This window comes from Gordonia sp. OPL2, from assembly GCF_003797825.1.
Classification (GTDB): domain Bacteria; phylum Actinomycetota; class Actinomycetes; order Mycobacteriales; family Mycobacteriaceae; genus Gordonia.
The window spans coordinates 201,023-223,586 of record NZ_RKME01000001.1 but is presented as its reverse complement, the minus strand read 5'-3'; the positions used below and the strand labels follow the sequence as shown (position 1 = coordinate 223,586).

Annotated in this window: 19 protein-coding genes and 1 riboswitch; all 19 genes read right to left on the bottom strand. The window is 69.0% G+C overall.

Features of this window, described 5'->3' with window-relative positions:
- Positions 1-42 precede the first annotated feature (42 nt).
- The 19 genes from ppc to metK all read right to left on the bottom strand — a co-directional run bounded on the left by ppc (position 43) and on the right by metK (position 22,425).
- Entirely contained in the window at positions 43-2,922 is a 2,880-nt protein-coding gene (gene ppc, locus EEB19_RS01030; RefSeq protein ID WP_187582327.1) for a phosphoenolpyruvate carboxylase, read from the bottom strand.
- 86 nt (positions 2,923-3,008) lie between these two features.
- The gene (secG, locus tag EEB19_RS01025; RefSeq protein WP_187582325.1) at positions 3,009-3,242 is read right to left on the bottom strand and encodes a preprotein translocase subunit SecG; all 234 of its coding nucleotides are present in this window, start codon (positions 3,240-3,242) and stop codon (positions 3,009-3,011) included.
- 120 nt (positions 3,243-3,362) lie between these two features.
- The gene (tpiA, locus tag EEB19_RS01020) at positions 3,363-4,151 is read right to left on the bottom strand and encodes a triose-phosphate isomerase (protein ID WP_187583046.1); all 789 of its coding nucleotides are present in this window, start codon (positions 4,149-4,151) and stop codon (positions 3,363-3,365) included.
- Entirely contained in the window at positions 4,148-5,359 is a 1,212-nt protein-coding gene (gene pgk, locus EEB19_RS01015) for a phosphoglycerate kinase (RefSeq protein WP_187582323.1), read from the bottom strand. Before pgk ends, tpiA begins: the two co-directional genes overlap by 4 nt.
- Before the next feature lie 33 nt (positions 5,360-5,392).
- Positions 5,393-6,409: a type I glyceraldehyde-3-phosphate dehydrogenase gene (gene gap, locus EEB19_RS01010; protein WP_187582321.1), complete on the bottom strand. Its 1,017-nt coding sequence runs from the start codon at positions 6,407-6,409 to the stop codon at positions 5,393-5,395.
- Between the two features lie 159 nt (positions 6,410-6,568).
- On the bottom strand, positions 6,569-7,546 hold the full coding sequence (gene whiA, locus EEB19_RS01005) for a DNA-binding protein WhiA (RefSeq protein ID WP_187583044.1): 978 nt from the start codon (positions 7,544-7,546) through the stop codon (positions 6,569-6,571).
- A gap of 206 nt (positions 7,547-7,752) precedes the next feature.
- Positions 7,753-8,844, bottom strand: coding sequence for a uridine diphosphate-N-acetylglucosamine-binding protein YvcK (gene yvcK / locus EEB19_RS01000; RefSeq protein WP_316245452.1), 1,092 nt, complete (start codon positions 8,842-8,844; stop codon positions 7,753-7,755).
- A complete protein-coding gene (rapZ, locus tag EEB19_RS00995) occupies positions 8,841-9,752 on the bottom strand; it encodes an RNase adapter RapZ (protein ID WP_187583040.1) in 912 nt (303 codons plus the stop codon). The genes yvcK and rapZ overlap by 4 nt, the downstream gene beginning before the upstream one ends.
- Positions 9,753-9,762: 10 nt before the next feature.
- Entirely contained in the window at positions 9,763-11,784 is a 2,022-nt protein-coding gene (gene uvrC / locus EEB19_RS00990) for an excinuclease ABC subunit UvrC (RefSeq protein WP_187582319.1), read from the bottom strand.
- Positions 11,785-11,820: 36 nt separating this feature from the next.
- On the bottom strand, positions 11,821-12,225 hold the full coding sequence (locus EEB19_RS00985; protein ID WP_187583038.1) for a PH domain-containing protein: 405 nt from the start codon (positions 12,223-12,225) through the stop codon (positions 11,821-11,823).
- Positions 12,226-12,272: 47 nt separating this feature from the next.
- A complete protein-coding gene (gene ribH / locus EEB19_RS00980; RefSeq protein ID WP_187582317.1) occupies positions 12,273-12,758 on the bottom strand; it encodes a 6,7-dimethyl-8-ribityllumazine synthase in 486 nt (161 codons plus the stop codon).
- The gene (locus EEB19_RS00975) at positions 12,755-14,053 is read right to left on the bottom strand and encodes a bifunctional 3,4-dihydroxy-2-butanone-4-phosphate synthase/GTP cyclohydrolase II (RefSeq protein WP_187583036.1); all 1,299 of its coding nucleotides are present in this window, start codon (positions 14,051-14,053) and stop codon (positions 12,755-12,757) included. The genes ribH and EEB19_RS00975 overlap by 4 nt, the downstream gene beginning before the upstream one ends.
- Before the next feature lie 41 nt (positions 14,054-14,094).
- Positions 14,095-14,766 (bottom strand): riboflavin synthase, encoded by a 672-nt coding sequence (locus tag EEB19_RS00970; RefSeq protein WP_187582315.1) that lies wholly within the window; start codon positions 14,764-14,766, stop codon positions 14,095-14,097.
- A 69-nt stretch (positions 14,767-14,835) separates the two neighbouring features.
- Positions 14,836-14,994, bottom strand: a riboswitch (FMN riboswitch).
- A gap of 92 nt (positions 14,995-15,086) precedes the next feature.
- Positions 15,087-16,067: a bifunctional diaminohydroxyphosphoribosylaminopyrimidine deaminase/5-amino-6-(5-phosphoribosylamino)uracil reductase RibD gene (ribD, locus tag EEB19_RS00965; RefSeq protein WP_187583034.1), complete on the bottom strand. Its 981-nt coding sequence runs from the start codon at positions 16,065-16,067 to the stop codon at positions 15,087-15,089.
- 40 nt (positions 16,068-16,107) lie between these two features.
- Entirely contained in the window at positions 16,108-16,785 is a 678-nt protein-coding gene (rpe, locus tag EEB19_RS00960; protein WP_187583032.1) for a ribulose-phosphate 3-epimerase, read from the bottom strand.
- A 53-nt stretch (positions 16,786-16,838) separates the two neighbouring features.
- Positions 16,839-18,200, bottom strand: a complete 1,362-nt coding sequence (locus EEB19_RS00955) for an RsmB/NOP family class I SAM-dependent RNA methyltransferase (protein ID WP_187582313.1) — start codon at positions 18,198-18,200, stop codon at positions 16,839-16,841.
- Positions 18,197-19,153, bottom strand: a complete 957-nt coding sequence (fmt, locus tag EEB19_RS00950; RefSeq protein ID WP_187582310.1) for a methionyl-tRNA formyltransferase — start codon at positions 19,151-19,153, stop codon at positions 18,197-18,199. Before fmt ends, EEB19_RS00955 begins: the two co-directional genes overlap by 4 nt.
- A 34-nt stretch (positions 19,154-19,187) precedes the next feature.
- Positions 19,188-21,128 carry a primosomal protein N' gene (locus tag EEB19_RS00945; protein WP_262365391.1) on the bottom strand — a complete coding sequence of 647 codons (1,941 nt, stop codon included), beginning with the start codon at positions 21,126-21,128 and terminating at the stop codon, positions 19,188-19,190.
- Between the two features lie 85 nt (positions 21,129-21,213).
- Complete coding sequence (gene metK / locus EEB19_RS00940) at positions 21,214-22,425, bottom strand: methionine adenosyltransferase (protein ID WP_187582306.1); 1,212 nt, start codon at positions 22,423-22,425, stop codon at positions 21,214-21,216.
- Positions 22,426-22,564: the final 139 nt, after the last annotated feature.

Below are 22,564 nucleotides of genomic sequence, written 5' to 3'. Positions count from 1 at the left end.
CGGGCGGCTCACGACGACCGTCGGCGCCGGCGCCGACGACCGCTAGCCCGAGTTGCGCAGGGCGGTCGCCAGGCCGTTCATCGTCAGCTGGATGCCGCGTCGCACGCGGGGTTCGTCGTCGCCGGCGCGGAAGCGTCGAAGCAACTCCACCTGCAACAGGTTGAGCGGCTCGAGGTACGGGAACCGGTTGTACACCGAGCGCTTCAGGGCGGCGTTGTCCGAGAGCAGATCGTCGGTGCCGGTGATCCTCGAGTACATGCCGATGGTGCGTTCGTGCTCCTCGACGATCATCCCGAACACCCTGTCCCGCAACGTCTCGTCGGGCACGAGCTGCGCGTAGCGATGGGCGAGACCCATGTCCGACTTGGCGAGCACCTGGGCCATGTTGGACATCACGGTTCGGAAGAACGGCCACTCCTCGTAGTAGCGCCGCAGCGTCTCCAGACGCTGCTCGTCGTCACCGACCCATTGTTCGAAGGCGGCGCCGGTGCCGTACCAGCCCGGGAGCATCACGCGTGACTGCGTCCAGGACAGCACCCACGGGATCGCCCGCAGGTCCGAGATCTTCTCGGTCTGCTTGCGTGATGCCGGTCGGCTGCCGATGTTGAGCGCACCGATCTCCGACAACGGGGTCGAGGTGGTGAAGTACTCGACGAACCCGGGCGTCTCGTGGACGAGGGCGCTGTAGGCGGCGCGTGCGAGCGCCGCGATCTCGTCCATGATCCGATAGGCGTCCTCGGAATCGTCGCCGAGACCTTCCACGTCGAGCAGCGACGACTCGATGGTGGCGGCCAGCAATGTCTCCAGATTACGTTCGGCCAGAACGGGTTCGGCGTACTTGGCGGCGATGATCTCACCCTGCTCGGTGATCCGGAGCGATCCCTGCACGGCACCGGGCGGCTGGGCCAGGATGGCGTCGTAGCTGGGTCCGCCACCGCGGCCGACGGTGCCGCCGCGTCCGTGGAACAGCCGCAGCCGGATGCCCGCCTTCTTCGCGGCCTCCACCAGATCGAGCTCGCCGCGGTAGAGGGCCCAGTTGGCGGCCATGTAGCCGCCGTCCTTGTTGGAGTCCGAGTAGCCGAGCATGACCTCCTGCATGCCGGACTGACCGTCGACGAGATCGCGGTAGAGCGGGATGTCCAGCGCGGCGAGCAAGGTCTCGGCGCCCTGCTGAAGGTCCTCGATCGTCTCGAACAGGGGCACGATCCGGACCGTGGACGTAAGCGTGCCGGTGTCGCCGTCGATGTCGATCAGACCGGCTTCCTTCAGCAGGATCATCGGTTCGAGCATGTCGCTGACCGACGTGCACATGCTGATCACGTAGTTCGGCACCGCCTGCGGGCCGAAGGTGCCGACGGCGCGTGCGGCGGCCCGCACGATGTTCAGCTCCTTGGTCGCGAGTTCGCTGAGGGTCGCGTCCGGGCGGGTCAGCGGTCGCCGCGCCCCCAGTTCGGCGGTGAGGATCTCGACCCGCTCGGCTTCGCTCAGGGACGCATAATCCGAATGGACACCGGCCCAGGCGAGCAACTCCGCGATGACCTCCTCGTGCATGTCGGAGTTCTGCCGCATGTCGAGCCCGGACAGGTTGAACCCGAAGGTCCGCACGCTCTCCCGCAGACGCAGCAGCCGGTCGTCGGCGATGGTGTCGTCGCGGTTGTCCCGCAACGCCGTGTCGATGATGTCGAGGTCGTCGAGCAACTCACCGGCCGTTGCATACGGTGTCCGACCGTCGACGAGGAAGAGGTCGTTCGACGACAGGAAGTCGGCGTCGAACATGGTGTCCGCGGTCGCGGCGAGCCGGGATCGGATGTGGCGCAGGGCCGCTCGGAACGGTTCGTCGGCCGCCGGATCGTCGGCGGCGACGTCGGCCAGCTCCAGGAGCGCGTCCGAGGTGTCGATGAGTCGCGAGGACATGCTCAATTCCTCGGCCAGGTTCTCGAGCTCGGCCAGGTGATGACCGACCGCCGTCTGGGCTGCCTGTGTCGTCGCCATCGTGACGATCTCGTCGGTCACATACGGATTGCCGTCCCGGTCACCGCCGATCCACGACCCCATACGCACCATGGGGTCGTCGGCCAGTCCGGCCTCCGGATAGGCCTCGCGCAGTGCGGCCCGCACCTTGGTGTTGATCCGCGGAACCACATCGAAGAACGAGGCGTCGTAATACCGCAGTCCCGAACGGATCTCGTCCTGGATCGTCAGACGCTCCAGGCGGATCAGCGCGGTCTGCCACAGGGTGAGGATCTGTCGCCGGATGCCCTCGGTGACCTCGGCATCCTCGTCGGGTGTCAGCTCTGTCCGGCCGCGGAATCGCATGAGCTCGGTGATGCGGTTCTGCGCCTCGAAGATCGTCCGGCGGCGTGTCTCGGTCGGATGGGCGGTGATGACGGGGACCACCGCTGCATCCGCCAGGGCACGGCCCACGTCGGCATCCGACAGTCCGGCGGCGGCGAGTTTGGCGTAAGTCGCTGCGAGACTGCTGTTCTGCGGCGGATCACCGGCGCGGACATGGATCGCACGGCGGCGCTCGCGATGGATGTCCTCGGCGAGGTTGGCCAGCAACCCGAAGTTGGTGAAAGCGCGGATGACCGGGAGCGCGACGCCGATCTCGAGGTCGGCGAAGAGGTCGGCGAGCTCGTCGCGGTCGATCTCGGAGCGACGTATCCGGAATGCCGCGACACGCGCGTTCTCCACGAGGTCGAACACGTCCGCCCCGGAGTGCTCGCGCACCACGTCGCCGAGGATGCCACCGAGCAAACGGATGTCCTCGCGCAACGGTTCGGTCAGTGCACGACCTTCGTCGTCAACGGTGATGTGGTCGACGATCGAGATCGATGGTCGCCATGCAGCGGCACCGACGGACGGGGTCGAGGTCGAATCGCTCATGGGTTCCAGTATCCCGGCATACCCCGGCTGCGGCATCTCGGGGCTGTCCGTCGTGTGCGTCCGGCACTGCCGGTCGAGGTCACCGCACTGCCCGAGCGCGGGATCCTCCTCCGATGCGACGGTCAGGAGAGCTTGATGTCGATCCCGATGCCGATGATGAAGATGAACCAGATGAGTCCGACGAAGATGGTGAGCCGGTCCAGGTTGCGCTCGACGACGCTCGAGCCGGACAAGCTCGACTGGACGCCGCCACCGAAGAGCGAGGACAGGCCGCCGCCCTTGCCGCGGTGCAGCAACACCAGCACCACCATCAACACACTGGTGATGACCAATCCGATGTCGAGTGCGAGCTTCACGTGTAGTCAGTCCTGTTCGGTCGGTGCATGCAACTGTGGCAGGTCATGCCGCTGCGCGGCCGTCTGGACGACCAGCCTGCGGGCACAACCTGCCACAGTCTACGCGTTATCGGGGCCCGGTCACGGAAGGGGGCCGCCGGCCGCGATGGCCGACAGACTCGCGAACTCGTCGGACTTCAACGATGCCCCACCCACGAGCGCGCCGTCGACGTCGGTCTGTCCGACGATGTCGCCGACATTCTTGGCGTTCACGGATCCGCCGTAGAGGATTCGTACCGACGCCGCAGTGCCCGCATCGGCGATCTCACCGATCGCGCCGCGAACGGCCGAACACACCTCCTGGGCGTCGGCGGCGCTGGCCACCCGGCCGGTGCCGATGGCCCACACGGGTTCGTACGCGATGACGACCTTGCCGATCTCTTCGGCCGACAGACCCGCGAGCGAACCCTTCAGCTGGGAGACGTTGTGTTCGACGTGCTCGCCTGCCTCGCGGATGTCGAGTCCCTCCCCGATGCACACGATGGGTGTCAGACCGTGCTTCAGGGCCGCCTTGGTCTTGGCCAGGACGACCTCATCGGTCTCCCCGTGCATGGTGCGGCGCTCCGAGTGGCCGACGACCACGTATGTGCATCCCAGCTTGGCCAGGAACGCACCGCTGATCTCACCGGTGTACGCGCCCGAGTCGTGGGCGGACACATCCTGTGCACCGTAAGTGAGGAGGAGCTTGTCGCCGTCGACGACGGTCTGCACACTCCGGATGTCGGTGAACGGCGGGATGACCGTCACGTCGACCTTGTCGAAGTACTTCGCCGGCAACGCGAAGGCGATCTTCTGGACGAGCGCGATCGCCTCCAGATGATTCAGGTTCATCTTCCAGTTGCCCGCGATCAGCGGTTTGCGCGCCATCAGCTCTCCAGCACTTTCAGTCCGGGCAATTCCTTGCCCTCGAGGTACTCCAGCGACGCGCCGCCGCCGGTCGAGATGTGCGAGAAGTCGGAATCCGGCAGCCCCAGGGTGCGCACCGCGGCGGCCGAGTCGCCGCCGCCGACCACCGTGAAGGCACCGCCCCGGGTGGTGGCCGCGATGGCCTCGGCGACCCCGCGGGTGCCCGCGGAGAACTTCTCGAACTCGAACACGCCGGACGGGCCGTTCCAGAAAATGGTCTCGGCGCCGGAGAGCACCGCGGCGAACCGCTTGACCGATTCCGGACCGATGTCCAGACCCATCCAGCCGTCCGGGATCTCGTCGACCGGCACGGTCTTCGCCTCGGCATCCGCCGCGAACGCGTCGGCCACGACGACATCCACCGGCAGCCGGATCACGTCCCCGAACTGCTCGAGCAGCGTCTTGCAGACACCGATCTGATCGTCCTGCAGCAACGACGTGCCCACCGAATGTCCTTGCGCAGCAAGGAAGGTGAACGCCATACCGCCACCGATGACCAAGGTGTCGACCTTCGGTGCCAGCGCCTCGATCACGCCGAGCTTGTCCGACACCTTGGAGCCGCCGAGCACGACCGCATACGGCCGCGCCACCTCGTGGGTGAGCTTGGACAACACGTCCACCTCGGCCTCGACCAGTGTCCCGGCGTAATGCGGCAGCAGCTTGGCGACGTCGTAGACGGAGGCCTGCTTGCGGTGCACGACACCGAAACCGTCGGACACGAAGGCCCCGTCCTCGCCGACGAGTTCGACCAGCGCCTTGGCGAGCGACTCACGCTCGGCCTCGTCCTCGGACGTCTCGCGCGGGTCGAAGCGCACGTTCTCCAGCAGGAGCACGTCGCCGTCGGTGAGCCCCTCGGCACGGGCGAGGGCGTCGCTGCCGACCACGTCGCCGGCCAGCTGGACGTTGCGGCCGAGTTCCTCACCGAGTCGCGCCGCCACCGGCGCCAGCGAGAACTTCGGATCCGGTTCACCCTTGGGACGTCCGAGGTGCGCGGTGATGATCACCTTCGCCCCTGCGTCGATCAGGGCCGACAGCGTCGGCAGGGAGGCCAGGATGCGGCCCGGGTCGGTGATCGTCGATCCGTCGAGCGGAACGTTGAAATCCGACCGGACCAGCACTCCCCGACCCGAAACGCCTTCGGCGAGAAGGTCTTTCAGTGTGGGTACGCCCATGGTGGCGTTGCTCCTAGCGGCTCGGGTATTCGATCAGAGCGACTTGCCGACGAGGCCGGTCAGGTCGACGAGGCGGTTCGAGTAGCCCCACTCGTTGTCGTACCAGGAGACGGCCTTGACCTGGTTGCCGATGACCTTGGTCAGCCCGGCGTCGAACAGCGACGAATGCGGATCGGTGACGATGTCGCTCGAGACGATCGGTGCGTCGTAGTACTTGAGGATGCCCTTGAGCGGACCGTCGGCGGCGGCCTTCATCGCAGCGTTGATCTCGTCAGCGGTGGCGGTCTTCTCGAGGATCGCGGTGAGGTCGGTGACCGAGCCCGTCGGGATCGGCACGCGCAGTGCGTAGCCGTCGAGCTTGCCCTTGAGTTCCGGGAGCACGAGGCCGATGGCCTTGGCCGCACCGGTGGAGGTCGGGACCACGTTGATGGCGGCCGCACGGGCGCGACGCAGATCCTTGTGCGGGCCGTCCTGCAGGTTCTGATCCTGGGTGTAGGCGTGCACGGTCGTCATCAGACCCGAGACGATGCCGAACTCGTCGTTGAGCACCTTGGCGAACGGACCGAGGCAGTTGGTGGTGCACGAGGCGTTGGAGATGATGTTCTGGCTGCCGTCGTACTTGTCGTCGTTGACGCCCATCACGATGGTGATGTCCTCGTCGGACGCGGGCGCGGAGATGATGACCTTCTTGGCGCCGGCGTCGAGGTGACCCTGGGCCTTGGCGCGGGCGGTGAAGATGCCGGTGGACTCGACGACCACGTCGACGCCGAGATCTCCCCACGGCAGGGCGCTGGGGCCTTCTTTGACCTCGAGGGCCTTGATCCGCTGGTCGCCGACGACGATGTAGTCACCGTCGAGGCTGACGTCCTGGGGCAGCCGGCCGAGGATCGAGTCGAACTTGAGCAGGTGGGCGAGAGTCGCGTTGTCGGTCAGGTCGTTGACGGCGACGATCTCGATGTCGGTGGTACCCAAAGCCTTTTGTGCTTCGATGGCGCGGAAGAAGTTGCGGCCGATCCGGCCGAATCCGTTGACACCTACGCGAACAGTCACTGTTGTGCTCCTTAGCGGTATTCATCTTCAAGGCCTGCGGCCGCCGAACGTGGCACGTCCACGGTCGTGGACGGGCCCACGGCCCACTTCAGCCTAGTAGGAGTACCCCGGAAGGGCATCCAAAGGGTACGTTTCCGGCCTGCACTGCGTGCGCAGGTCTCACGCCTCGTCGAGCAGGTCGGAGGTGACAGCCGATTCCGTGTCCGGGATGCCGTCGGTCCGGGCCTTCTTGTCCGCCATCGACAGGAGACGACGGATACGTCCGGCGACGGCGTCCTTGGTCATCGGCGGATCGGCGAGTTGGCCGAGTTCCTCGAGCGACGCCTGCCGATGGGTGATCCGCAGTTGCCCCGCGGCCACGAGGTGATCGGGCACCTCGTCACCGAGTATGTCCAGGGCCCGCTCCACCCGCGCAGCGGCGGCGACGGCCGCGCGTGCGGACCGGCGCAGGTTCGCGTCGTCGAAGTTGGCCAGACGATTGGCGGTCGCACGCACCTCGCGACGCATCCGCCGTTCCTCCCAGACGAGCCGGGTGTCGTGGGCTCCCATACGTGTCAGCAACGCCCCGATGGCCTCGCCGTCGCGGATGACGACGCGGTCGGCCCCGCGGACCTCGCGTGCCTTCGCCGACACCCCGAGGCGACGGGCGGCACCGACGAGCGCCAGCGCCGCCTCCGGCCCGGGACAACTGACCTCCAGCGCCGAGGAACGCCCAGGCTCGGTGAGGGATCCGTGCGCGAGAAACGCTCCGCGCCAGGCTGCTTCCGCATCGGCAACGCTGCCGCCGACGACCTGCGCGGGCAGTCCCCGGACCGGTCGGCCGCGCAGGTCGAGCAGTCCGGTCTGCCGGGCGAGGCCCTCGCCGTCCTTGGTGACGCGGACGATGTAGCGCGCGCCCTTGCGGATGCCGCCACTGCGCAGGACGTGCACATCCGAGCCGTAGCCGTACAGATCGAAGATCTCCCGGCGCAACCGACGCGCGACGTTCCCCAGGTCCACTTCGGCCTCGACGACCACACGGCCTGCCACGATGTGCAGTCCGCCGGCGAAACGCAGCAGGGCCGACACCTCGGCCTTGCGGCAACTCACCTGGGTCACGGTCAGCCGCGAGAGCTCATCCTTCACCGCCGCGGTCATCGCCACCGGTCCCTGTCCTCCTGTCACGGTCCTCCTGTCCTGGGTCGCGCCATGGCTCACCAGGAGCGGGTCCCCATGTGTCCGCGTCACCACCGATCACGATCCGGCCAGTCTCGACGAGGCCGGTCGCCACGGGACGCAGGCGCAGCACGATCCTCGACCGCGCTCGTGTGTTGCCGCGTCATTCCCATGTCGCCGTCATCGTGTTACCCGTGGTGCTCACGACTCATTGGAGATTCTTGCGCCCGGACAGCGTATCCACTCAATTCACCTTCGCACAGTTCGTTCACCAGGGTGGCGACTTTCTGCGGGTCATGGACGTGCCGGCCGGGAACTGCGAGGTCACCGACATGCAGTTGTGCGCCGAAGAGCGCAGCCGCGCGGATCAGGTGATCCCGCTCACGCCCGGCCGGCACCGAAGCCGCGTCGACGACGATGTCATCCACCCGGAGGACATCGGCGTGCGCGTGCAGGACGTGGAGATGACGCTCGACCGAGAACCCGGTCGTCTCCCCCGGCTCGGGAGCCAGGTTCACGAAAAGCATCTTGCGAGCGCTGGTCTCGCGCAACGCTTTCAGTTGCGCCGGCACGAGTACGTGCGGGATCACGCTCGAGAACCACGATCCCGGGCCGAGGACGACCAGGTCCGCCGAGCCGATCGCCTCGATCGCCTCCTCGCAGGCCGGCGGATCCGTCGGGAGCAGACGAACGCGGCGGACCTTGCCGGGTGTCGTCGCGACGGCCACCTGACCCCGGATGCACCGACTGATCCGCGGGTCGCTCTCGAGCCCGGACACGTCCGCCTCGATCTCGAGAGGCGTCGTCGACATCGGCAGGACGCGTCCGTCGATGTCGAACACGTCGATCAGTTCGTCGAGCGCCGCCACCGGACTCCCCGTCACCTCGGTGAGGCCGGCGAGGAGAAGGTTGCCGATCGGGTGGCCGGCCAGCGCGCCCCGGCCTCCGAAGCGATGCTGAAACGTGTCGGCCCACAACTCGTGCCGTGAGTCGTCGAGGCGTCCCGGTGTCCGGGCCGCCCGCTCCTCGAGTGCGGGCGGTGCGGACATCAACGCGGACAACGCCATCCGAAGATCTCCGGGAGGGATCACCCCGAGCTCGGCGCGGAGACGTCCGGACGACCCGCCGTCGTCGGCGACGGTCACCACCGCGGTGATGTCCGGGCTCAGGTACCGCATCGCGGTGAGCGTGGCGTACAGGCCGTGACCGCCGCCGAGCGCGACGATGCGGGCCGGCCGCTGCCGTGGCACGCCGTCGCCGGCCGCCGCACCCGCGGTCACTCGCGCCCCAGATCTCGGTGGATGACCCGCACATCGAACCGGGGGGCGCCGTCGGACGACGTCTGGGTGCGCAGCCGGCGGCCGATCTCCTCGGAGATCGCCACGCTGCGATGTTTGCCTCCGGTGCATCCGATGCTGATCGTCATGTACCGCTTGCCTTCCCGGAGATATCCCGTCGACACCAGGTCGACGAGATCGAGATACAGCTCGACGAGGCGGGTCGCCCCGTCCTGCCCGAGCACGTAGTCCCGGACGTGGGCGTCGCGCCCGTTCTGCTCGCGCAACTCGGGCACCCAGTGCGGATTCGGCAGGAAGCGGACGTCGGCGACCAGGTCGGAGTCGATCGGCAATCCGTACTTGAACCCGAACGACTGCACGGCGACGCTCAGCCGGTTGTCGGCCTGATGCGGGTAGACGCCTTCGACGACCTCGCGGAGCTTGGCGGCGGTCAGCGCGGAGGTCTCGACGACGAGGTCGGCCGCACTCTTGATCGGTGCCAGGATCGCCCGTTCGCGTGCGATTCCGTCGACCAGGGTTTCCCCTCCCTGCAACGGATGTCGTCGGCGGACCTGCTCGAAGCGGCGGACCAGGATGTGGTCGCTGGCATCGAGGAAGAGCACCTTCGTCCGCGCCCCCGACGCCTCCAGCGCCTTGCGGACGTCGTCGAGCTGGCGTCCGATGGTCTCGTCGGATGCGCGGATCACCATGGCCAGCCGCGAGATGTCGGGGTCGCTCTCGCGGACGAGGTCGATCATCGTCGAGATGAGGGTCGGCGGGACGTTGTCGGCGACGTACCAGCCGTCGTCCTCGAGGACGTTGGCGGCCGTCGACCTGCCCGCGCCGGACATCCCCGCGACGAACAGCACGGTCAACGGAGACCGTCCGTCGGGTGGGGCGTCGCCGGGCATCGCATCGGGACTATCGATCACCGGTTGCCTCCTCCACTCGGTCGGAGGATTCCACCTCCGCGGGTGCTCCCGCAACCGCGGGTTCCGGCGCGGAATCCTCGGCCAGTGCCGCACGGACCGCACGCGCCGTGGCCACGCCGATACCGGGGACACCGGAGATGTCCTCGATGGTGGCCTCACGCAGCCGGGCCACCGAACCGAAATGCGTGACCAGTGCCGTGCGCCGGGTACGGCCGAGCCCTGGCACGCCGTCCAGCACGGACTCCGTCATCCGCTTGCTGCGCTTGCTGCGGTGGAAGGTGATCGCGAAGCGATGGGCCTCGTCGCGGATGCGCTGCAGCAGGAAGAGGGCCTCGCTGGTGCGTGGCAGGATGACCGGCTCGTCGTCACCCGGGACCCACACCTCCTCCAGACGCTTGGCCAGACCGATGACTGCGACGTCGGTGACACCGAGCTCGTCGAGCACCGACGCCGCGGCGTGCACCTGCGGCGCCCCGCCGTCGACGACGAAAAGGTTTGGCGGATAGGCGAACTTGCGGGGCCGTCCCGATTCGGGATCGAGCGTGGGCCGTTCCGGGGACTCCTGGTCCTGACGGTGGCGGAGGAAGCGGCGTCGGGTCACCTCGGCGATGGACGCGACATCGTCGGAGCGGCCCTCGCCCGCGGCCTCGCGGATCGCGTAGTGCCGGTAGTCGGACTTGCGTGGCAGGCCGTCTTCGAACACCACCAGCGAGGCCACCACATCGGTCCCCTGGACATGGGAGATGTCGATGCACTCGATGCGCAGGGGCGCGGCATCCAGACCGAGCGTCTCGTGCAGTTCGGTGAGCGCCGCCGATCGCGTCGTGAGGTCGCCCGCACGACGTAACTTGTGCTGCGCCAAGGCCTCGGACGCGTTGCGAGCGACGGTGTCGAACAGCGCCTTCTTGTCCCCGCGCTGGGGCACCCGCATCGCGACGCGGCTGCCACGCAGGTCGGAGAGCCAGTGCTGGAGCTCCTCGTGATCGTCGGGCAGCTCCGGCACGAGCACCTCGCGCGGGATCGACTCCCCGCGGACCCGGTCGTCGTCGACCTGCACGGAGGAGTCCAGATCGACCTGCGCTCCGTAGAACTGGGTGACGAACTGGGCGACCTGGTCCCCCATCGACCCGTCGTCCGAGCGCTCGACGACCCAGCCGCGTTGACCACGCACACGACCGTCGCGGACGTGGAACACCTGGACCGACACCTCGAGGTCGTCGCCGACCATCGCCACCACGTCGGCGTCGGTGCCGTCGCCGAGCACGACCGCCTGCTTCTCCATCGCACGCCGCATGGCACCGACGTCGTCGCGGAGGCGGGCGGCGCGCTCGAAGTCGAGATCCTCTGCTGCCGAGACCATCTGGCGTTCGAGGCGACGGATCATCTGGTCGGTCCGGCCGGCCAGGAAGTCGCAGAAGTCCTCGACGATCTCGCGGTGTTCGTCGGCGGACACCCGTCCCACACATGGCGCCGAACACTTGTCGATGTAACCGAGCAGGCACGGCCGATCGATCTGGCGGTGGCGCTTGAAGACACCGGTCGAGCAGGTCCGGGCGGGAAAGACCCGGGTGAGCAGGTCGACCGTCTCGCGGATGGCCCAGGCGTGTGCGTACGGGCCGAAGTAGCGGACCCCTCGCCGTCGTGGGCCGCGGTAGACGAACAGACGGGGGTACTCCTCGTTGAGGGTCACCGCCAGGACCGGGTAGGTCTTGTCGTCGCGGTAGCGGACGTTGAACCGCGGATCGAACTCCTTGATCCAGTTGTACTCGAGCTGCAGGGCCTCGACCTCGGTCCCCACCACGGTCCACTCGACCGCGGCCGCGGTCGTCACCATCTGCCGGGTCCGCGGGTGCAACGACACGATGTCGGCGAAGTACGACGTCAGCCGCGATCGCAGGTTCTTGGCCTTGCCGACATAGATGACCCGGCCGTGCGCATCGCGGAACTTGTAGACCCCGGGATCGGTGGGGATGGTGCCCGCGGCGGGACGATAGGTAGTCGGGTCTGCCACGGCTCCCAGGCTAGTCGAGGCCTCGGACAGCGGCCGTCACCGCCGGTAGCGCTCCTCGAGCTCGCGGAACCCGGTCATCGCCGCGACGGCGCGATCGGAGTCCCACGCCTGCACCGCCAGGACGGGGACATGCTCGTCCTCCGGCAGCAGCAGCCGCGCCGAGAACCCCTTGTCGGGGTAGGTCATGCCCTGGACCCGATCCCAGGCGAAGACCCGCTCGCCGATCAGGTTTCGCACGCCCACACCCGCGGGGCCGACCCGCAGCCGGGGTCGCGTGAAGAGCAACACGGCGCCGGTGATGATGACGCCGATCAGGCCGATCGCCAGCTGGTCCGACAGGCCGATGTTGCGGACACCGGTGTCCGAGATCGTCAGCAGCGCGCCGAAGATGACATGGATCGCCAGCACGACGATCGCGGCGACGAAGGCCATCCGCGGCATGCGGCGGGGCCGGTAGACCAGATCCCACTCCACGGCGGTGTCGACGCTCACCGCAGTTCGCCCCGCGCCAGCGCGCGCAGGGTGAGCGCCGAGGCGAGCGCCGCCGTCGTCGCCTGAGCACCCTTGTCCTCTTTCGAGTCGGGCAGACCGGCGCGCGCGAGTGCCTGTTCCTCGGTCAGAGTCGTGAGCACCCCGTTGCCGACCGGTGTGGACTCGTCGAGCGAGACACGGGTCAGTCCGGCGGTGACGGCGTCGCAGACGTATTCGAAATGCGGTGTCTCACCCTTGATCACCACCCCGAGGGCCACCACCGCATCATGGTTGCGGGCCAGCGCCTGCACGATGACGGGTAGCTCGATCGCCCCCGCCACGTGCACGATCGTCGGATCGGTGACGCCGTTCGCGTTCGCCGCACGGACGGCGCCGTCGAGCAGGGCCGTGCAGATGGTGGTGTGCCACTGCGACGAGACGATCGCGAGCCGCAGCCCGCCGGCGTCCTGGAGATCGAGGGTCGGTTCGCCGTGTCCGCTCATGCCGGGCCGGCCTCCGGATCGCTCTCGGCCCATTCGTCGAGACCGATGAGGTCGTGGCCCATCCGGTCGCGTTTGGTCCGCAGGTAGCGCAGGTTCTCGGCATTGGCCCGGATGGGCATCGGGACGCGGTCGACGATCTGGAGTCCGTAGCCGTCGAGACCGACCCGCTTGGCCGGGTTGTTGGTGAGCAACCGCATGGAGCTCACGCCGAGGTCGACGAGGATCTGTGCGCCGAGCCCGTAGTCCCGCGAGTCCGCGGGCAATCCGAGTTGCAGGTTGGCGTCGACGGTGTCGGAGCCCGAGTCCTGCAGTTGATAGGCCTGCAGCTTGTGCAGCAGCCCGATCCCGCGGCCCTCGTGCCCACGCATGTAGAGCACGACACCGCGTCCCTCGGCCGCCACCATCTCCATCGCGGCGTCCAGCTGTGGTCCGCAGTCGCAGCGCAGCGAGCCGAAGACGTCTCCGGTGAGGCATTCCGAGTGCACCCGGACCAGTACGTCGTGGCCCGCGCCGTCGGGACCGCCGAGGTCACCCTTGACGAGCGCGACATGTTCGACGTCGTCGTAGATGCTCGAGTAGCCGACGGCACGGAAATCGCCGTGCCGCGTGGGGATCCGCGCCTCGGCGACACGGACGACATGCTTCTCGTGCCGACGACGCCAGGCGATCAGATCCGCGATCGAGATCAGCGCGAGGTCGTGATCGTCGGCGAACACCCTGAGCTCATCGGTCTGGGCCATCGAGCCCTCGTCCTTCTGGCTGACGATCTCGCAGATCACCCCGGCCGGTGCCAGACCGGCCAGACGGGACAGATCGACAGCGGCCTCGGTGTGTCCGGGGCGACGCAGCACGCCACCCTCCTTGGCGCGCAACGGCACCACGTGACCGGGCCGCGTGAAGTCGACGGCACTGCTCTGCGGGTCGGCGAGCAGGCGCATCGTGGTGGCGCGATCGGCGGCACTGATCCCGGTACCGATGCCTTCACGGGCGTCGACCGTGACGGTATAGGCCGTCCCGTGCTTGTCCTGGTTCATCGAGTACATGGGCGGCAGGCCGAGCCGATCACAGTCCTCACCGGCCAACGGGACACACAGGTAGCCCGAGGTGTAGCGGACCATGAACGCCACCAGCTCCGGGGTCGCCTTCTCGGCCGCGAAGATGAGGTCGCCCTCGTTCTCCCGATCCTCGTCGTCGACCACCACGACCGCCTTGCCTGCCGCGATGTCGGCGATCGCGCGCTCGACCGAGTCGAAGCGAATCTCCTCTCGCACCGTGGGTTCCGCCGGTCCGGTCATCTCGCCACCGCCTGTCATCGTCGTCGTCACCGCCATCATCCTCACTTCACTTCCGACGTGCCCCGCACGCCATCGTCATCTGCGCCCGGCACGCTCGCGCCCTCCCGATCCCGCAGAGCGGGATGGAGGCGTTCGACATACTTGGCGATCACGTCGACCTCGAGGTTCACCGGGTCTCCCACGGTGGTCGATCCGAGGTTGGTCTCCTGCAGGGTCGTCGGTATCAACGAGATCTCGAACCACGTACCGTCCTCGTCGTCGCCGAGCGCGGCGACCGTCAGCGAGACGCCGTCGACGGTGATCGAACCCTTCTCGACGATGTACCTGGCCAGGTCCACGGGTACGGAGATGCGCACGACTGTCCAGTGCTCGGACGGGGTGATCGCCACGACCCGACCGACACCGTCCACGTGGCCCTGCACGATGTGTCCGCCGAACCGTCCGCCCGCGGCCATCGCGCGTTCGAGGTTGACGGGGCTGCCCGCGGTGAGATCGGCGAGGGAGCTGCGTCGCAGGGTCTCGGCCATCACGTCGACGGTGAACTCGTCGGGACCCTGCTCCACGACGGTCAGACACACGCCGTTGACGGCGATCGAGTCGCCGAATCTCGCATCACTGGTGACCAGGGGGCCACGGACGGTCAGACGGGCCGCATCGGACAGATCGTCCCGGCGGACGATCGTGCCGAGCTCCTCGACGATCCCGGTGAACACGGTGCGCTCTCCTCACAGCTCGCTCGGTGCATGCAGCGATGTGAGGGACATGGGCGCCCGTCGGTGGTGCCCGGTTCTCTCACATCCGGACTATGACCGTCGGCTCCGGATTCACACCGGATCTGCTGTCCCTGCCGGGTGGCAGGCGCTCGCGGGCTCGACGCTCCCACAGGTCGTGGGAACACCATCACCGCCGGTGGGGAATTGCACCCCGCCCCGAGAACTCTGCCATCGAAATTAGCACGCCCGTTCTCGGCGCGGCATCGGGTGCCGCCTCCGGGAGTGAGAGTTGGGCCACTGGCCGGACCGTGAACGTCCGATCAGCGGGACAGACGCAGCACCACATCATCACCCAGGGTTTCGACCGCGGTGAGCGAGAACCGCCGGGCATCGGTCAACGTGTGTGCCCCGGCGATGTCGACCGACGACGCTCCTGCGCCGAGGATCACAGGTGCCAGGTAGGCCTCGATCTCGTCGACCAGCCCGGCCGCGAGGAACGCGCCGATGATCGCCGGACCGCCCTCCACGAGAACCCACAGAAAGTCGCGGAGGGCCTCGAGGACGTCCGCCGGATCGTGGGTGCGTACATGACGCAGCGGCGCGCAATCGTCGGTGACCCGTGCGCCCGAAGGGATGTCGCGCAGACCCATGACCACACGCGTCGGCTGATGCGGACGCAACCGCCCGTCGTCGTACCGGGCCGTGAGCGCGGGGTCGTCGCGGATCACCGTGCCGGTCCCGACGACGATCGCGTCGAGCGCGGCGCGCTGTCGGTGGGCACGCGCCCGCGCGGGTTCGCCGGTGATCCACTGGCTCGTGCCGTCGGGCGCCGCGATCCGCCCGTCGAGCGTGGACGCGAGTTTCGCGGTGACGAACGGCCGGCCGTGTCGCTGCCGGAACAGCCAGGCGCGCAGCGGGCCGGCCGCGGCCGCGGAGGCCTCCACTCCCCCGGCGACGGCGACCCCGGCGTCGCGCAACGTCCGCGCGCCACCCGCGGCGGCAGGGTTCGGGTCGTCCGACGCGAAATACACGGCCGAGATGCCGGCGTCGATCAGGGCCTTCGAGCACGGGCCGGTCCGGCCGGTGTGGTCGCAGGGTTCGAGGGTCACCACCGCCGTACCGCCACGGGCCGCTGACCCCGCATCGGCCAGCGCCATCACCTCGGCGTGCGGACCTCCGGGCGGCTGGGTGTGGCCGCGACCCACGATCGTGCCGTCGGCCGCCAGGATGATCGCGCCGACCGGGGGGTTCGGCGAGCTCTTGCCCTGCGCGTGCCGGGACTCGTCGATCGCCAGGTGCATCGCCCGCACGACGTCGGGGGCCCGGTCGTCGGACACGATCTCAGCCGGCGGTCGCGCGTGCCGCAGCGGCCTGATCACGCAGCGCGGCGACGGCCGCACCCGGGTCATCCGCGCCGTAAACCGCCGAGCCGGCCACGAAGCAGTCGATGCCCGCCTCCGCGGCCTCCTCGATGGTGTCGGCGTTGATGCCGCCGTCGATCTCGACCAGCAGCCGCAGATCCTCGCTGTCGATCACCGTCCGGATGGCCCGTGCCTTCGACAACACCTCCGGCATGAACTTCTGACCACCGAAGCCGGGTTCGACGCTCATGATCAGCAAGGTGTCGAAGTCGCGCAGGATCTCCAGATACGGATCGAGGGGGGTGCCGGGCTTGATGCTGAGTCCGGCCTTGGATCCGGCCGCCCGGATGTCGCGGGCGACGGCGGTCGGATCGTCGGTGGCCTCGGCGTGGAACGTCACGTTGTAGGCACCGGCCTCGGCGTACGGCGGGGCCCAGCGACCCGGATTCTCGATCATGAGGTGACAGTCGATCGGGATGTCGGTGGCCTTCAGCAGGCTCTCCACGACAGGCAGACCGAGCGTCAGGTTGGGGACGAAGTGCGCGTCCATGACGTCCACGTGCAGCCAGTCGGCGCGGTCGACCCCGGGGCCCGCGACGGCCCGCGCCTCCGCGGCGAGGTTGGCGAAGTCCGCGGAGAGGATGGACGGGGCGATCATCGGGGCACCGGGGGCATGCATGACCACAGATTGTAGGGCCCGCCACCGGCCGCTCAGCGCCGCAGGGCCGCCAGGAACATCGCGTCGGTTCCGTGCACGTGCGGCCAGAGCTGAACGTGCGGACCGTCGCCGAGGTCCTCGGCGGGCACGAGACCTCGCGCGTCGATCTGCTCGGCCTCGGGATGTGCAGCCAGCACCTCGGCGACGACGCCGGTGGTCTCGGCCGGATGCGGGGAGCACGTCGAGTAGATGACGACGCCACCCGGGCGCACCAGACGCAGTGCCTCGGTGAGCAATTCGCGTTGCAGGACGACGAGATCGGCCACGTCGGTGGCGGCACGCCGCCACCGGGCCTCGGGCCGACGCCGCAATGAGCCCAGTCCACTGCAGGGGGCGTCGAGCAGGATGCGGTCGTAACCGGGCTCCACACCACTCGATCGCGCGTCGGCGACGAGCACGTCGACGGGCAGGTCCCGCACGACCTTCCGGATGAGCTCTGCCCGATGATCGGACACCTCGATGGCGTCGAGGTGGGCCCCGTCGATGTCGGCGATCGCCGCGACCAACGCGGCCTTGCCGCCTGGCCCCGCACACATGTCCAACCATCGGCCGCCGTCGTCGCCCACGTCGGCGACGGTCAGCGCGCGGCCCACCAACTGGCTGCCCTCGTCCTGGACGCCGGCGTATCCGTCGCGGACCGCGTCGAGGTCGCCCGGATCGCCACCCGGCAGGTAGACGCAGTAGGGCGAATAACGCCCGACGTCACCGCCACACGACAGCGCGAGTTCTTCGGCGGTGATCAGTCCCGGCCGGGCCACGAGATGGACGGGTGGCCGCTCGTCGTCGGCGGCGAGCGCCGCCTGCAACGCGCCGGCGGACCCGCCCAGGGCGTCGGCGAACACCTCGGCGATCCATCGCGGATGTGCGTAGCGGAATGCCAGGTTGCCGATCAGGTCCTCGGCCATCGGCGGTGCGAGTTCGTCGATCCACAGGTCCTCGTCACGCTGGGAGACCTTGCGCAGCACAGCGTTCACGAATCCGGCCGGGCCCATACCCATCTCGGAGCGGATGAGGTCGACGGATGTGGAGACCGCGGCGTGCGCACCGATCCGGGTCCGCAGCAATTGATAGGCCCCGAGCCGCAGGACGTCGAGGACGGCGCCGTCGATCTCGTCGATCGGCCGTTGAGCCGCCGCCGAGATCACCGCGTCCAGCACTCCCTGTGCCCGCGCGGTGCCGTAGGCGAGTTCAGTTGCCAACGCTGCATCGCGACCGGTGATCCCTCGCTCCCGCAACATCTTCGGCAGCACGAGGTTGGCATAGGCATCACGTTCGCGGACGGCGCGCAGGGTGTCCCGTGCGGCGGCGCGGGGTGCGTCGACGTCCTTGTCGCGGGTCTTCGGCGAGCGCTTCACTCGAGCACCGTCCCGTCGGTCAGGCGGGCGCCGCGCGCCCAGTCGGCGGCCGGCATCGCCTTCTTGCCGGGTGGCTGCACCCAGGACAACCGGACCGGGTGAGTGGCGGTCGCCACGTCGACAGTCTTCTTCGCAACCGTGAGCGAGCCCGGAGCCCGACGATCCGCCGGTGCGGCACCGGGCGTCGGATCGTCGCCGGCGAGCGGTGTGACCGGGCCGAGCTTGATGCGGGTCCCCTCCAACGTGGTCCACGCCCCGGGCGCCGGTGTGTGTGCCCGGACCCGCCGATCGACGATGTGGGCGGGCAGATCCCACCGGATACGCGCCTCGTCGACGTCGACCTTCGGCGCGTGGCTGACGCCATGTGCGGTCTGGGCGACCGGTGTCAGATCTCCCGACTCGAGTCCGTCGAGCGTGGACACCAGTAGGTGCGCGCCCGCCTCGGACAGCCTGCCCAGCAGGTCACCGCTGGTGTCAGCCGGGGCGATCGTCTCGGTGATCACGCCGTAGACCGGCCCGGTGTCGAGTCCCTCTTCCAGCAGAAACGTGCTCGCGCCGGTGATCTCGTCGCCCGCGGCGATCGCGTGCTGTACCGGCGCGGCACCCCGCCACGCCGGCAGCACCGAGAAGTGCAGGTTGATCCAGCCGTGGGTCGGCAGATCCAACAGACCTGCCGGCACGAGGCCGCCGTAGGCGACCACCGCACCGGAGTCCGGCCGCCACGACCGCAACCGGTCGAGGACACCGGGATCGGAGAGTCGGCGCGGGGTGATGACCTCGATCCCGTGCTCGTCGGCGAGGGCCGCGACCGGCGAGCGGACCAGCGATCGTCCACGTCCCGCAGCGGCGTCCGGCCGTGAGATGACCCCGACGACGTCATGCTGCGGCGACGACAGCAGCAGCTGCAACGACGGCACCGCGACCTCCGGGGTTCCGGCGAATACGACCCTCATGCGACCCTTTCGTTCCGGACGACGGTTGTCCGTGTCATCCGATCGTAGGTGGATCCACCTGCACCCGGATCGGGCCGGTCTCGTGATGGGTGTTGCGACCGATCTGCGCGGCGACCAGCGCCGCGGTCAGCTTCCTGCCGTCTCGGCGGTCGACCCGCAGCAATACACGTTCGACGTCATCACCGAACGCGTCGGGAGAACCGGCCGGTGGACGCACCCCCGGCGGCAACGGGACCGGCCCCAGCTTCTCCCCGCCGGCAGGCAGGTCGACCGCGTCGACGAACTGGGTGATCGTGGCGGGCGCGCCGTCGACCGATGCCATCGTGACGGCGGGCGGGAACGCCAACTGCATCCGCTCGGACAGTTCCTGGTCGGCGAATCCCACCGGGTCCCAACGAATCAGCGCTTGAACCGGCAACAGGGCGGCATCGGCGACGATCACCAGGGCACCACCGTCGCCGTGCGGACGTACCAGCGATCCGATCGCCATCCACCGTCGGACCGCGTCCTCACCGGCCCGCAGGTCGGCGCGATCGAGCTGCGCCCACGTATCGAGCACGACGGCCGCACCGTAGCCGCCCGGCGCCAGGGGTTCGGCGCCGGGCGTCGCGACGACGACCCGCGCGCCGGGTTCGATCTCGTCGACGACGGTGGAACCGCCGGATGTCGTGATGGGGACACCCGCGAACGCCCGGCCCAGTTCCTCGGCGGTGCGCCGGGCCCCCGTGGTGAGGGCGCGGACCTCGCTCCCTCCGCACTCGGCACACCGGAACGACATCTCGGGTCGGGCGCACCAGCGGCAGGACAAGGCCCCGACGGAGTCGAGCTGCAGCGGACCGTGACAGGCCCGGCACCGGGCGTGGGCCCGGCAGCGCGAGCAGGCCACCGACGGGATGTAGCCGCGTCGCGGGACGCTGAAGAGCACCGGCGTGTCCGCGGCCACCGCCGACCGTGCCGCGGCGAAGGCGATCCCGGGTATCCGCGCCGATCGGGCCAGCGGGTCGCCGGCCACGCGCCGGTCCTCGGCACTGAGCCCGACCACACGTGCGGTGCGGGCGCGCACGGTCGTGCGTGCGGCGACCAGATCGTGGGCCCAACCGGCTGTGACGAGCGAATGTGCCTCTGTCGTCCGGGCGTATCCACCGATCACGAGAGCGCTGCGCTGCAGATGGGCGCGCAGGACCGCGACCTCCCGGGGATGCGGATAGGGCGCCCGCGGTTCGTTGAGGCTGTCGTCGCCGTCGTCCCACACCACGAGGAGACCGAGGTCATGTACGGGGGCGAAGACGGCGCTGCGGGTGCCGAGGACCACGTCGGCGCTGCCACGTCGCGCGGCCAGCCATCGTCGGTAGCGCGCCGTGGGTCCCAGGCCGGCGGCAAGGGTGACACACCGGTCGCCCAGCAGCGGCGCGCAGGCCCGTTCGAGGCGGTCGAGATCGCGTTGATCGGGGACCACGATGATCGAGCCACGCCCCGCAGCCGCTGCGGCGGCCGCGAGTTCGGCCAGCCGTGCGGGCCAGTCCTCCCCCGCTGTCGCCTGCCACACGGCACGCGGCTGTCCGGTCCGCAGGGACGTCAGGAACGACTCCGCCGCCGGGTACGCCTGCCACGCCGACAGATCGGGCGACAGGGGCCCGGTGGAGTTGCGCTCGGGCGGAACCTCTTTCTCGGTGCGCGCATGCCGCGGCGGAACGGCCAGACGGATGACGTCCGACATCGTGCCGGCGTATCGGTCGGCGACCGCACGGCACAAAGCCGCGAGGTCCGGGCCGAGCACGGGTTCGGGCGAGACGACGCGTTCGAGCCAGCCGAGCTTCCCGGTGTGATCGCTCTCCTGCACACGTTCGAGCAGGAACCCGTCGACCAGTCGGCCGGAGAACCGAACGCGCACACGGACTCCCGGCACCGCGGCCTCGTCCTGATCGGTGTCGATCAGATAGTCGAATGGCCGGTCGAGGTGCGCCAGTCCGAGCATCGGCAGCACCTTGCCGATGGGGAACTGCGGCGCACGCTGACGGGAGCCGCCCCCGGTGGACACAGCGGTGGTCGGCTCGGGCAGATCAGAGACCTGCGGCCGCCCGCAGCTTCTCGGCGCGGTCGGTGCGCTCCCACGGGAGGTCGACATCGGTGCGGCCGAAATGACCATACGCGGCGGTCGGGCCGTAGATGGGGCGCAGCAGGTCGAGGTCGCGGATGATGGCCAGCGGGCGCAGGTCGAACTCCTCCGAGATGACCTTCTCGATGATCGCCGGGTCGACACGTTCGGTTCCGAAGGTCTCCACGAACAGCCCGACCGGGGCGGCCTTGCCGATCGCGTATGCGACCTGGACCTCGATCCGGCCCGCCAGTCCCGCGGCCACCGCGTTCTTGGCGACCCAGCGCATCGCGTAGGCGGCGCTGCGGTCGACCTTCGACGGGTCCTTGCCGGAGAACGCGCCACCGCCGTGGCGGGCCATGCCGCCATAGGTGTCGACGATGATCTTGCGCCCGGTCAGGCCGGCGTCGCCCATCGGTCCGCCCAGCACGAACTTGCCGGTCGGGTTGACCAGCAGGCGCACCTCGGAGGTGTCGAGGGTGGGGAGCGACAGTTCGGCGAGCACCGAGTCCAACACCTTGCTGCGGATGTCGGGGGTGAGCATGTTGTCGAGGTCGATGTCGGCGGCGTGCTGCGTGGAGACGACGACAGTGTCGAGGCGAACCGGCTTGTCGCCGTCGTACTCGATGGTGACCTGCGTCTTGCCGTCCGGCCGCAGATACGGCAGGACACCGGACTTGCGGACCTCGGTCAGGCGGCGGGACAGGCGGTGCGCCAGGGCGATCGGGACCGGCATGAGCTCCGGGGTCTCGTCGGTCGCGTAGCCGAACATGAGGCCCTGGTCGCCGGCACCCTGACTGTCGATCTCGTCCTCGGAGATGCCGCTGCGACTCTCGTGGGAGGTGAAGACACCGCCGGCGATGTCGGGCGACTGCGCCCCGATGGCCACGTTGACGCCGCACGATGCGCCGTCGAAGCCCTTGGTCGACGAGTCGTAGCCGATGTCGAGGATCTTGGCGCGGACGATGCCGGGGATGTCGACGTAGGCGGTGGTGGTGACCTCACCGGCCACGTGGACCTGTCCGGTCGTGACGAGTGTCTCCACGGCCACGCGGGCCTTCGGGTCATCGGCGAGCATCGCGTCCAGGATCGAGTCACTGATCGCGTCACAGATCTTGTCGGGGTGTCCCTCGGTGACGGATTCGCTGGTGAACAGGCGTGACGCAGAGGTGGACATCTGATCCTCTCAGGCTCTTTCCGGGCCCGTGCGGGCGGTGGCAGCGTGTGCCGTTGATTGTCTCTGGTGGTGGATTGTCTCGCACCCCGGGATCGCCCCCGGTGAACGCGTTCCAAAGTACACACCGGCCCCGACGTCA

Excerpts from the sequence above, each read along its gene's own strand:
- ppc (WP_187582327.1), bottom strand. The coding sequence starts at position 2,922 with ATGCCGCAGCCGGGGTATGCCGGGATACTGGAACCCATGAGCGATTCG.
- pgk (WP_187582323.1), bottom strand. The coding sequence starts at position 5,359 with ATGGGCGTACCCACACTGAAAGACCTTCTCGCCGAAGGCGTTTCGGGT.
- whiA (WP_187583044.1), bottom strand. The coding sequence starts at position 7,546 with ATGACCGCGGCGGTGAAGGATGAGCTCTCGCGGCTGACCGTGACCCAG.
- rapZ (WP_187583040.1), bottom strand. The coding sequence starts at position 9,752 with ATGCCCGGCGACGCCCCACCCGACGGACGGTCTCCGTTGACCGTGCTG.
- EEB19_RS00985 (WP_187583038.1), bottom strand. The coding sequence starts at position 12,225 with ATGCCGCGGATGGCCTTCGTCGCCGCGATCGTCGTGCTGGCGATCCAT.
- ribH (WP_187582317.1), bottom strand. The coding sequence starts at position 12,758 with ATGAGCGGACACGGCGAACCGACCCTCGATCTCCAGGACGCCGGCGGG.
- EEB19_RS00975 (WP_187583036.1), bottom strand. The coding sequence starts at position 14,053 with ATGACCGGACCGGCGGAACCCACGGTGCGAGAGGAGATTCGCTTCGAC.
- ribD (WP_187583034.1), bottom strand. The coding sequence starts at position 16,067 with ATGCACCTGGCGATCGACGAGTCCCGGCACGCGCAGGGCAAGAGCTCG.
- rpe (WP_187583032.1), bottom strand. The coding sequence starts at position 16,785 with ATGATCGCCCCGTCCATCCTCTCCGCGGACTTCGCCAACCTCGCCGCG.
- fmt (WP_187582310.1), bottom strand. The coding sequence starts at position 19,153 with ATGAGGGTCGTATTCGCCGGAACCCCGGAGGTCGCGGTGCCGTCGTTG.
- EEB19_RS00945 (WP_262365391.1), bottom strand. The coding sequence starts at position 21,128 with ATGCTCGGACTGGCGCACCTCGACCGGCCATTCGACTATCTGATCGAC.
- metK (WP_187582306.1), bottom strand. The coding sequence starts at position 22,425 with ATGTCCACCTCTGCGTCACGCCTGTTCACCAGCGAATCCGTCACCGAG.